The sequence below is a fragment of the Paractinoplanes durhamensis genome, assembly GCF_016862175.1.
GTDB lineage: Bacteria > Actinomycetota > Actinomycetes > Mycobacteriales > Micromonosporaceae > Actinoplanes > Actinoplanes durhamensis.
This window is the reverse complement of sequence record NZ_BOML01000011.1, coordinates 1-10,051: the sequence shown is the minus strand read 5'-3', so window position 1 is coordinate 10,051 and position 10,051 is coordinate 1. Positions and strand designations below refer to the sequence as shown.

The 10,051-nt window shown below is 72.8% G+C and carries 7 protein-coding genes; 4 read left to right on the top strand and 3 right to left on the bottom strand.

The genetic code is table 11. The features are described from left to right. The first annotated feature begins 87 nt into the window (after nt 1-87). Complete coding sequence (locus Adu01nite_RS05755; RefSeq protein WP_203725467.1) at nt 88-534, top strand: hypothetical protein; 447 nt, start codon at nt 88-90, stop codon at nt 532-534. Between the two features lie 34 nt (nt 535-568). Here the strand turns inward: Adu01nite_RS05755 and Adu01nite_RS05750 are convergent, their stop codons facing one another. Genes Adu01nite_RS05750 through Adu01nite_RS05740 form a run of 3 tightly spaced genes read right to left on the bottom strand, consistent with a single transcriptional unit; the run spans nt 569 to nt 3,638 of the window. Beyond that, nucleotides 569-1,756: an ABC transporter substrate-binding protein gene (locus Adu01nite_RS05750; protein WP_203725466.1), complete on the bottom strand. Its 1,188-nt coding sequence runs from the start codon at nt 1,754-1,756 to the stop codon at nt 569-571. After that, nucleotides 1,753-3,123 carry an FAD-binding oxidoreductase gene (locus Adu01nite_RS05745; protein ID WP_203725465.1) on the bottom strand — a complete coding sequence of 457 codons (1,371 nt, stop codon included), beginning with the start codon at nt 3,121-3,123 and terminating at the stop codon, nt 1,753-1,755. The genes Adu01nite_RS05750 and Adu01nite_RS05745 overlap by 4 nt, the downstream gene beginning before the upstream one ends. After that, nucleotides 3,123-3,638, bottom strand: coding sequence for a hypothetical protein (locus Adu01nite_RS05740; protein ID WP_203725464.1), 516 nt, complete (start codon nt 3,636-3,638; stop codon nt 3,123-3,125). The genes Adu01nite_RS05745 and Adu01nite_RS05740 overlap by 1 nt, the downstream gene beginning before the upstream one ends. Nucleotides 3,639-3,990: 352 nt before the next feature. On the opposite strand from Adu01nite_RS05740, the gene Adu01nite_RS05735 reads away from it, so the two are divergent. From Adu01nite_RS05735 to Adu01nite_RS05725, 3 genes are read left to right on the top strand one after another with little or no spacing between them, the layout of a single operon-like run. Next, nucleotides 3,991-6,873: an AfsR/SARP family transcriptional regulator gene (locus tag Adu01nite_RS05735; RefSeq protein WP_203725463.1), complete on the top strand. Its 2,883-nt coding sequence runs from the start codon at nt 3,991-3,993 to the stop codon at nt 6,871-6,873. Next, complete coding sequence (locus Adu01nite_RS05730) at nt 6,870-8,612, top strand: AfsR/SARP family transcriptional regulator (protein WP_203725462.1); 1,743 nt, start codon at nt 6,870-6,872, stop codon at nt 8,610-8,612. The genes Adu01nite_RS05735 and Adu01nite_RS05730 overlap by 4 nt, the downstream gene beginning before the upstream one ends. Next, the gene (locus tag Adu01nite_RS05725) at nt 8,609-10,006 is read left to right on the top strand and encodes a class II fumarate hydratase (protein ID WP_203725461.1); all 1,398 of its coding nucleotides are present in this window, start codon (nt 8,609-8,611) and stop codon (nt 10,004-10,006) included. Before Adu01nite_RS05730 ends, Adu01nite_RS05725 begins: the two co-directional genes overlap by 4 nt. The last annotated feature ends 45 nt before the right edge of the window (nt 10,007-10,051 follow it).

Genomic DNA, 10,051 nt, shown 5'->3' with positions numbered 1-10,051 from the left:
GATTTCCGACAAGCCGCCCCGGGGCCACCCGGGGCGGCTTTTTTGTGCAGGATGGCGCGATGACTTCTACCCCGGGGTGGCCTGCCGATGACCCTGCTGTCGTGGGTCCGCATCGTCGGCGACGTCTGGCTGGTCGGCACGCACCCGCAGTGGCCGACCTCGGCGAGCGCCGACCCCCTGGTGATCGAGGTCGAGGGCACCCGCTATCCGGACATGCCGCCGATCCGCGAGTACTTCGACGAGGTGTGGACCGACTGGCAGGCGGCGCAGGCAGACGACCCCGCCGACGCGGGTGTGTTCGTGCTGCCGCTGGCGCCCGACCGCTTCCACAAGGACAACACCAGCGGCGGAAGCCCGTACGGCATGGTCCTGCCCGACGGCTGCGTGGACGGCCTGTTCCACGCCGAGACAACGATGCCCTTCGTGTCGTACCTGAACTGGGTCTTCCGCCACGGAGGCTTCCCCTGGCCGTCCGGCGACGACCGCCAGTGGCGGCTCCGCCGCGCCCTGCGCAAGGACCTGCTACCCCTGTAGCGGCATCGACCTCGACCGCGGCGGTCCAACGTGGTCACTCTGCCGTGCGGTCGATGACGAAGGCCTCGTCGATGGCGGTCAAGTAGGACTCGACTGTCATTCGGCCCTCGATCATGTCGCGGAAGTTGGTGATCACGGCTTCCTCGGCCGTTGGTGGGAAGAACGACCACGTTGAATAGCCGAAGCGGTTCTCCTGCAGTGCCGATGTCAGGGCCACCGCGGTTTCGGCGAACTGTGGCATCGCGCATGCGGCCAAGCCGTCGGCGTCGGGGTCGGTCAGGGGCAGGTTCCAGTCGCCGGGCAGATCCTGGCTGATGCTGCGGCGTACGTCATTGGTGAACAGGTTGTCCAGCACCGCGGCTGCGGCATCGGGGGCGGCCGACTTCGCGTTGATGCCGATCAGGCTGCCCGTTCCGTACACATAAAAAGCCGCCGGCCAGGGCGTCGGGAAAGGCGTTACCCCGACGTTGCCCGCCCTTTCGCCGAAGGCGGCGGGGATGTCGCCGAAGACCCAGGTCATGTTGGGGGACATGCCGGCCTCGCCGGTGGCGATCCGGGCGAAACCGTCGGTGTACGTGTCGGTGAAGTAGTTTTCGCCGAACCAACCCCGCTCGAACCATTCCCGCAACAGTGCGACCGAGCGGGTGAACGTGGTCCACGGTCGCTCGCCGAGCAGGGCTTTCCGGACGTTGGCCGGGCCCGCGTGGTGGTTGACGATCAGCGAGAAATAGAGCTCGACCGACTGCGGCACGTCCGCCGAACCGGCGCCGAACGGCACGATTCCCCGGGCCTGCATGGCGGTCGCCAGGGTCTCCAATTCGCCGAGCGTCCGCGGCGGCTGCCAAGCGTGGGTGGCGAACAGCGTCTTTTCGTAGAACAGCAGCATCGTTTCCGAGCTGCGCGGAATGCCGAGAAGGCGGCCGCCGTGGGTGCCGATCTCGCGGGCGAGCGGGAGCAGCCGGCCGGTCCATTCGTAGCCGGAGAGGTCGGCGAAATGGCCCTTCCGGGCCAGCCGCGCGAAGGTGCCGGCCCGCGGAATCATCACGATGTCGGGAGCGGTGCCGTCGGCCAGCGCGGCGAGGGTGCGTTCCGGCGAATCCGCGCCCAGGTATTCGACGTGCAGATCGACCGGCGGATCGCTCGCGCGGTACGGGTCGACGAAATTGCGCTGGAAAACGTCGGGGTCCGAGCCTCGGCCCAGCCACCAGGTGACCCGGGTCAACCGATCACCTTTCCGGGGTTGAAGAGATCCAGCGGATCCAGGGTCTGCTTGACCGCCACCTGCATGGCCAGCACACCGGCCGACAGCTCCTGCCGCATGCCCTCGCGTTTGAGCAGGCCGACGCCGTGTTCGCCGGTCACCGTGCCGCCCATCGCGATCGCCGCGGTCAGCATGTCCTCGAACGCGGCCTGCGCCGCGCGTCTTGCCTCGTCGTCGCCGGACGGGGCCAGGATCAGCGGGTGCAGGTTGCCGTCACCGGCGTGCGCGATCGTGGCGATGGTGATGCCGTGCCGGGCGGCGGTCGCCTCGATCGAGGCCAGCATCTCCGGGACCCGGGAGCGCGGCACGCAGATGTCCTCGGTCAGCACCGGGCCCAGCCGCTCCAGCGCGGGGTAGGCGAGCCGGCGGGCGGCGAACAGGGCCTCGGCCTCGATCTCGTCGGTGGACTGCTCGGCCCACATCGCGCCGGCCGCCCGGAACACCTCGGCCACCGCGGTCGCTTCCTCGTCGCCGGCCAAGCCGGGGGTGTCCAGCTGGGCCAGCAGCAGGGCGGCCGCGTCGGCCTCCAGGCCCAGATGCTTCCAGTCCTCGACGGCCCGCAGGCAGGTGCGGTCGAGCAGTTCCAGCGCGGCGGGCAGCAGGCCGGCCCGGGTGATCGCGGCGACCGCCTCCCCGGCGGCGACGACGCTGCCGAACGCGCCGACCACGGTGCGCGGCGCCTCCCGGCGGGCCGGGCGCAGCCGTACGGTGATCTCGGTGATCACCCCGAACGTGCCCTCCGAGCCGGTGAACAGGCCGGCCAGGTCGTAGCCGCTCACGCCCTTGGTGGTGCGCCGGCCGAGCCGCACCACGGTGCCGTAGTCGCCCGCCGGGCCACCGACCACGACCTCCATGCCGAGTACGTAGTCGCGGGTCACGCCGTACTTCAGGCAGCACAGGCCGCCGGCATTGGTGGCGACGTTGCCGCCGATCGTCGACCAGGGGGCGCTGGCCGGGTCGGGTGGATACCAAAGGCCGTGCTCGGCGACCGCCTTCTTCAGGTCGTCGTTGACCACGCCGGGCTGCGCGGTGGCGGTCATGTTCTCGGCGTCGATCTCGACGATCCGGTTCATCTTCGACAGGTCGAGGATCATCGCGCCGTCGACGGCGTTGGCCCCGCCGGACAGGCCGGTGCCGGCCCCACGCGGCACGATCGGGATCTTGCGGTCGGCGCAGGCCGCCACCACCCGGCGTACGTCCTCGGTGGTTCGGGGCCGGACGGCCGCGACCGCCTTTCCGTAGGGTGCCCACTCGGCGTCGTCGTGGCTGAGGCTGTCCAGGACGTCGGCGTCGTCGACCACGTCGAGGCCGGTGAGCAACTCCTTCATCAGGCGGTCTTGCAGTAACCGGCGACCGGGGTCAGCCACTCGGAGAACTGGGCCTCCACCGTCTTGTTGAGATCGGCGAGGGTTTTCACCTTGTCGAAGTAGCGGCGGTCGGTCGCGCTGCTCTCCAGCTTCGAGGCGGAGACCTTGCCGGCCACGATGAAGTCGGGGTCCTCGGCGGTGGCTGTCTCGGTGCGGATCTTCGTCGCCGCGGCCTTCAGCTGACCGGCCGCGGTGGCCTCGGCCTTCTCCGCGTCGGCGGTCTGCTTGGCCTCCTTGTAGGTGACCATCTTGCCCATCGCCGTGCCGAAGTTGCGCAGCTCGGCGGTGTAGAGCGTCTGCAGCTTGGCGCAGACCTGCTTGGTGCTCGCCGAGTAGTCGGGCGCGGACGTGGTGGGGGCGGCGGTGGGTGCGGTGACCGTGGCGGCGGCCTCGGTCTTGGCATCTGCGTCGCTGTCGCAGGCGGAGCCGGCCAGCAGGGTGGCGCCGGCGATCACGGCCAGGATGGCGCGTCGCATGCAGGGATCCTCTTCGTCGGGGACGTCCGAACCCGCTCGACGGTACGTTCCGGCGCGCGCCTCGTCCAACCGACAGTGATCATCACGATACGAACCGCCCGCCCGAGCGGGGCAGCTCGGGCGGGCTTTTCGGATCCCCCGTAACCGTGCGGAGCCCACCGTGCTGGGGCGATGTCTTGGGAACATCCGCGGTGAAGCGACGCAACCGGAAGCGTGCCGTACGTCGCTCTCAGATCACTGTCGATCCGCTATCGCTGAATCGGTACCCTCGCTGAGATAGACACGGATCGGAGTGGCTCCCGTGCGGTACCGCATTTTAGGGCCACTGTCCGTCACCGGCGATGGACAGCAAGTGGCGATCACGGCGGGGCGGGATCGAGTCCTGCTGGCCATGCTGCTGCTCCACGCCGGTCGGGTGGTCGACGTTTCGACCCTGATCGAGGCGCTTTGGGGGGTTGATCCGCCGGCCACCGCCCGGGCCCAGCTGCAGACCTGTGTGTCCCGTTTGCGGCGGCAGTTGCCGACCGGCGCGATCCTGCTCGACGCCGCCGGCTATCGACTGGTCTGCCGGCCGGACGACCTGGACGCGACGGTCTTCGCCCGGCTGATCGGCGAGGCCCGCGACCGCAAGGATGCCGCCGCGCTGCGCGAGGCGATCGACCTCTGGCGGGGTGCGGCGCTGGTCGGGCTGGACAGCCAGCCGGTGCGGGTCGCGGCGGCCGATCTCGACGAGCGATATGCGGCGGCCGTCGAGGACTGGGCCGAGCTGGAACTGGCCGCCGGCCACGACCGCGACCTGGTCGGCGAGCTGGGTGCGCTGGCCGAGCGGTTCCCGCTGCGCGAGCGGCCGCGCGGCCTGCTCATCCGGGCGCTGGCCGGTGCGGGCCGGGCCGGCGACGCGATCGCCGAGTTCCGCCGGCTGCGGGCGACGCTGCGCGCCGAGCTCGGCATCGAACCGGGCCCGGAGCTGCAGGAACTGCATCGGCGGATTCTCGCCGGGGAGAAGGAACGGCCGGCGCCGAGCGGCGGGGTGCGGAGCCTTCCGCGTACGGTCGGGGACTTCACCGGACGCGAAGCGGCCGTTGCCCGCCTGCTCGACGCGGTCGCCCGGACCGGTCCGGGCGGGCCCGCGATCGTGGTGATCGACGGCATGCCCGGCAGCGGCAAGACCACCCTGGCCCTGCACGTGGCCGCGCTCGTCGGCGCCGGCTATCCGGACGCGCACCTCTTCGTCGACCTGCATGGGCACGGCGAGGGCGAACCGGTCGAACCGGCCGCGGCGCTGCTCACCCTGCTGCGGCAGCTCGGCCTCGCGGCCGACGCGATCCCGGCCGACCTGGGTGACCGGGTCGCGCTGTGGCGCACCGAGCTGGCCCGGCGGCGGGTGCTGATCGTCCTGGACAACGCCCACTCCAGCGCCCAGATCGCCGACCTGCTGCCCACCTCGGCCGGCGCGCTCGCGCTGGTCACCAGCCGTCGGCGGCTGATCGGGCTGGACGGCGTGCACCCGGAGTCGCTGTCGGTGCTGCCGCCGGCCGAGGCGATCGCACTGCTGACCCGGATCGCCGGCGAGCGGATCGCCGCGGAACCGGCGGCCACCGCCGAGGTGGTGCGGCGCTGCGGCGGGCTGCCGCTGGCGTTGCGGCTGGCCGGCGCCCGGCTCGCGCATCGGCCGCGCTGGCGGGTGGCCGACCTGGTGCGGCGGCTCGGCGAATCGGCGCTGTCCGAGCTGGCGGCCGAGGACCGGTCGGTGGCCAGCGCGTTCGCCCTGTCCTACGGGCAGCTGCCGGAGTCGGCGCAGCGGATGTTCCGGCTGCTCGGCATCGCGCCGGGCACGCTGCTGGACGCCCCGGCCGCGGCCGCGCTGTGCGGGCTGCCGCTCGACGCCGCGCGCGACGAGCTGGACGACCTGGTCGACGTGCACCTGGTCGAGGAGCCGTCGCCGGGGTGGTACCGGCTGCACGACCTGCTGCGGGAGTTCGCGGGGGCGCTCGAGCTGACCGACCGGGAACGGCGGGACGCCCTGATCGGCGTGCTCGACCTGCAGACCCACGCGGTGGCGCGGTCGGTGCCGGAGGCGTACCGGGCGGTGGTCTACCGGGATCTCGGCACGCCGGTGCCGCTGCGGCCGGAGCTGGTCGCGGCGATCGCCGACCCGGCCGCGCGGATCGAGCGGCAGCGGCCCGGCCTGGTCGCCTACGTCGAGGCTGCGCCCGCCGCCGGGCGACCCGAGTTTGCCTGGTGGATCGCCCGCGCGGCGTGGTGGCACCTCTTCTACCACGGTGCCAGCGACGAGCTGCGGATCCTGCTGGACCGGACGATGTCCATCATGGAGGAGACCGGCGACCGGGCCGGGATCGCGGTCACCGCCAACTACCTCGCCTCGGTCTGCGTCCGGGCCGCCGACTTCGAGCGGGCGATCGAGCTGCTCCGGCGGTCGGTCCGGCTGCGCCAGGAGCTGGGACAGCCGCGTGCGGCCGCGACTGCGCTCGGTAACCTCGCCGGGGTGTACGACGCGCTGGGCCGGTTCACCGAGAGCGTCGACGCGGCACGCGCGGCCCGCCGCACCGCCGCGCTGGCCGGTGACCGGGCCCGCTCCCGGGCGCCGCTGAGCTACCTGAGCGAGGGCAACGAGCGACTCGGCCGGTACGCGGAGGCGCTGCACTACCGCCGGCTCGGCCTGCTCGCCGCGATCGAGCACCGGGACGACGGGGTGATCGCGAGTTCGCTGCTGAAGATCCAGCGGGTGCGGCGGTCGCTCGGCGTCACCGTCAACGCGCACCGCTACCTGGCCGCGGCCCTGCGGTTGGCGCGCCGGGTCGGAAACCTCGACGTCGAGTCCGATGTGCACCACGAGCTCGGCAACCTGCTGCGCAGCGAGGGCCGCTTCGCGGAGGCGATCGCCGCGCACGAGACCGCCCTGGCCGGTGCCCGGCGGATCGCCGACCAGCGGCACGAGGCCGACTGCCTGGCCGGTTACGCCGAGACCCGGCAGGCGGCCGGTGACCTGGCCGGCGCCCGGAAGCTGTGGGCGGACGTGCTGGTCCGGGCCCGCGCCGCCCGGATGCGCTACATGACCGCCCGCGCCGAGGAGGGCGTCGCCGACTGCGTGGCCGGCTCCGATCCCGAGCACGCCCGTCGATCGTGGACGGCCGCCCTCGCCATCTATCGCGAGCTGGGGGTCCCGGATCAGTTCCGGGTCGAACAGCCGGCGCCGGTGGGGCGGGCGCGATGAGATACGCCATCCTCGGGCCGCTGGCGGTGGCCGGCGAGCCGATCACCGCGGGCCGGGACCGGGTCGTGCTGGCCATGCTCCTGCTGCACGCCGACCGGGTGGTCGGCGTCGGTGACCTGGTCGACGCCCTGTGGGCCGACGATCCGCCGCCGACCGCGCGCGGCCAGCTGCAGACCTGCGTGTCCCGGCTGCGCCGCCGCCTCCCGGCCGGCGCGATCACCAGCGACCCGGCCGGTTACCGGCTGCGCTGCGATCCGGCCGAGCTGGACTGGGCGGTCTTCACCGCGCTGTCGGCCGAGGCCCGGGCGCAGTCCGACCCGGCCCGCCTGCGGCAGGCCCTCGACCTGTGGCGCGGCCCGGCCCTGGTCGAGATCGACAGCCCGGCGGTGCGCCGGCAGGCGGCGGTGCTCGACGAGACGCGGGCGGTCGCCATCGAGGACTGGGCCGACCTGGAGCTGCTGGCCGGCCGCGACCGGGACCTGCTCGGTGAGCTGGCCGGGCTGGTCGAGCGGTACCCGCTGCGGGAACGGCTGCGCGGGCAGCTGATGACGGCGCTGTTCCGGGCCGGCCGCCGGGCCGACGCCCTCGCCGAGTTCCGCCGCGCGCAGCAGGTGCTGACCGGCGAACTCGGCATCGAACCGGGCCGGGAGTTGCGCGAGCTGCACCAGCGGATGCTCGGCGGCGAGCACTCCGCGCCGGTGCCGGCGCGCTGCCTGCCGCGGACGGTCGGCGACTTCACCGGCCGCGAGGCGGTCGTGGCCCGGCTGGTCGGGGCGATCGACGCGGCCGGACCGTACGGGCCGGTCGTGCTGGCCGTCGACGGGATGGCCGGCAGCGGCAAGACGACCCTGGCGCTGCAGGTGGCGTCCCTGGTCGGTGGCCGCTACCCGGACGCGCACCTCTTCGTCGACCTGCACGGGCACAGCGAGCACGAGCCGCTCGAACCGTCCGCCGCCCTGCTGATCCTGCTGCGCCAGCTCGGCATCCCGGCCGACCGGGTGCCCGCCGAGACGGCCGGGCGGATCGACCTGTGGCGCAACGAGCTGGCCCAGCGCCGGGCCCTGGTGCTGCTGGACAACGCCGCGTCCAGCCGTCAGGTGGCCGACCTGCTGCCCACCTCGGCCGGTGCGCTCGCGCTGGTCACCGGCCGGCGCCGGCTGGTCGGCCTGGACGGCGCGCACCCCGAGTCGTTGCCGGTCTTCACCGAGACCGAGGCGATGGCCCTGCTGGCCCGGATCGCCGGGGACCGGGTGACGACCCAGCCGGCCGAGGCCGCCGAGCTGGTCCGCCGGTGCGGGGCGCTGCCGCTGGCGCTCCGGCTGGCCGGGGCCCGGCTGGCCCATCGGCCGCGCTGGCAGGTGGCCGACCTGGTGCGACGGCTCGGCGAGTCGGCGCTGCCCGAGCTGGCCGCCGAGAACCGGACGGTGGCCGACGCGTTCGCGCTCTCCTACCGCCAGCTCGGCGAGGCCGCCCAGCGGCTGTTCCGGCAGCTCGGCGCGGTTCCGGACCGGTTGTTCGACGGGCCGGCCGCGGCCGCGCTCGGCGAGTTGCCGCTGGACCGGGCCGAGGACCTCCTCGACGACCTGATCGACGCGCACCTGGTGGAGGAGCCGGAGCCGGGCGTCTTCCGGCTGCACGACCTGCTCCGGGAGTACGCCGGGATGCTCGCCGCCGAGCTGCGGCCGGGTGGCGCGGATCATCTGCAGACCGGCGATCGCCGAGAGACGATGGTTACGTGACTGACGAGCAGAGTGGCTACCGGGTCGAACGGGACACGATGGGCGAGGTCCGGGTGCCCGCCGAGGCTTTGTGGCGGGCGCAGACCCAGCGGGCCGTGGAGAACTTCCCGATCTCGGGGCGTGGCCTGGAGCCCGCCCACATCGCCGCCCTGGCCCAGATCAAAGGCGCCGCCGCGCGGGTGAACGCCGCCCTCGGCGTACTCGATCAGGACCTCGCCGAAGCGATCGCGAAGGCAGCGGCGCACGTCGCCGCCGGGGATTATGACGACGAATTCCCGATCGACGTGTTCCAGACCGGCTCCGGCACCTCATCGAACATGAACGCGAACGAGGTCATCGCCACCCTCGCCGAACGCGAACTGGGCCGGTCGGTGCACCCGAACGACCACGTCAACGCGTCGCAGTCGAGCAACGACGTGTTCCCGTCGTCGATCCATCTGGCCGCCACCGAGGCGGTCACCGCGACCCTCATCCCGGCTCTCGAACACCTCGCCGCCGCCCTCTCCGCCAAGGCGGATCAATGGGCGACGACGGTCAAGAGCGGGCGGACGCACCTCATGGACGCGACGCCGGTCACGCTGGGTCAGGAGTTTTCCGGGTACGCCCAACAGGTGACCAACGGCATCGAACGGCTGAACGCGACCCTGCCCCGGCTGGCCGAGTTGCCGCTCGGCGGCACCGCGGTCGGCACCGGCGTGAACACCCCGCCCGGGTTCGCCGCCGCCGTGATCGAGAAGCTGCGCGAAACCACCGGCCTGCCGGTCACCGAGGCCCGCAACCACTTCGAGGCGCAGGGCGCCCGGGACGCGCTGGTCGAGGCGTCCGGGCAGCTCAAGACGATCGCGGTCGGGCTCTACAAGATCGTGAACGACATTCGCTGGATGGGTTCCGGGCCGCGGGCCGGCCTGCGCGAGCTGCGCCTGCCCGACCTCCAGCCCGGCTCGTCGATCATGCCGGGCAAGGTGAACCCGGTCGTGCCCGAGGCGGTCCGCCAGGTGTGTGCCCAGGTCATCGGCAACGACGCGACCGTCTCCTTCGCCGGCACCCAGGGTGACTTCGAGCTCAACGTGATGCTCCCGGTGATGGCCCGCAACCTGCTGGAGTCGATCCGGCTGCTGGCCAACGTGTCCCGGCTGCTCGCCGACCGCTGCGTGTCCGGCTTGGAGGCGAATGTCGAGGTCGCGCTCGCGTACGCGGAGGGCTCGCCGTCGATCGTCACCCCACTCAACCGGTACCTCGGCTACGACGAGGCCGCCGCCATCGCCAAGGCCGCGCTGGCCGGTGGCCGCACCATCCGCGAGGTGGTGATCGAACGCGGCCACCTCGACTCCGGCAAGCTCACCGAGACGCAACTCGACGAGGCGTTGGATGTGCTCCGCATGACCCGTCCGTGACGCTTCCTGCGCGAGGGCTCTTCCGCGCGGCGCGCTCGCTCGGCC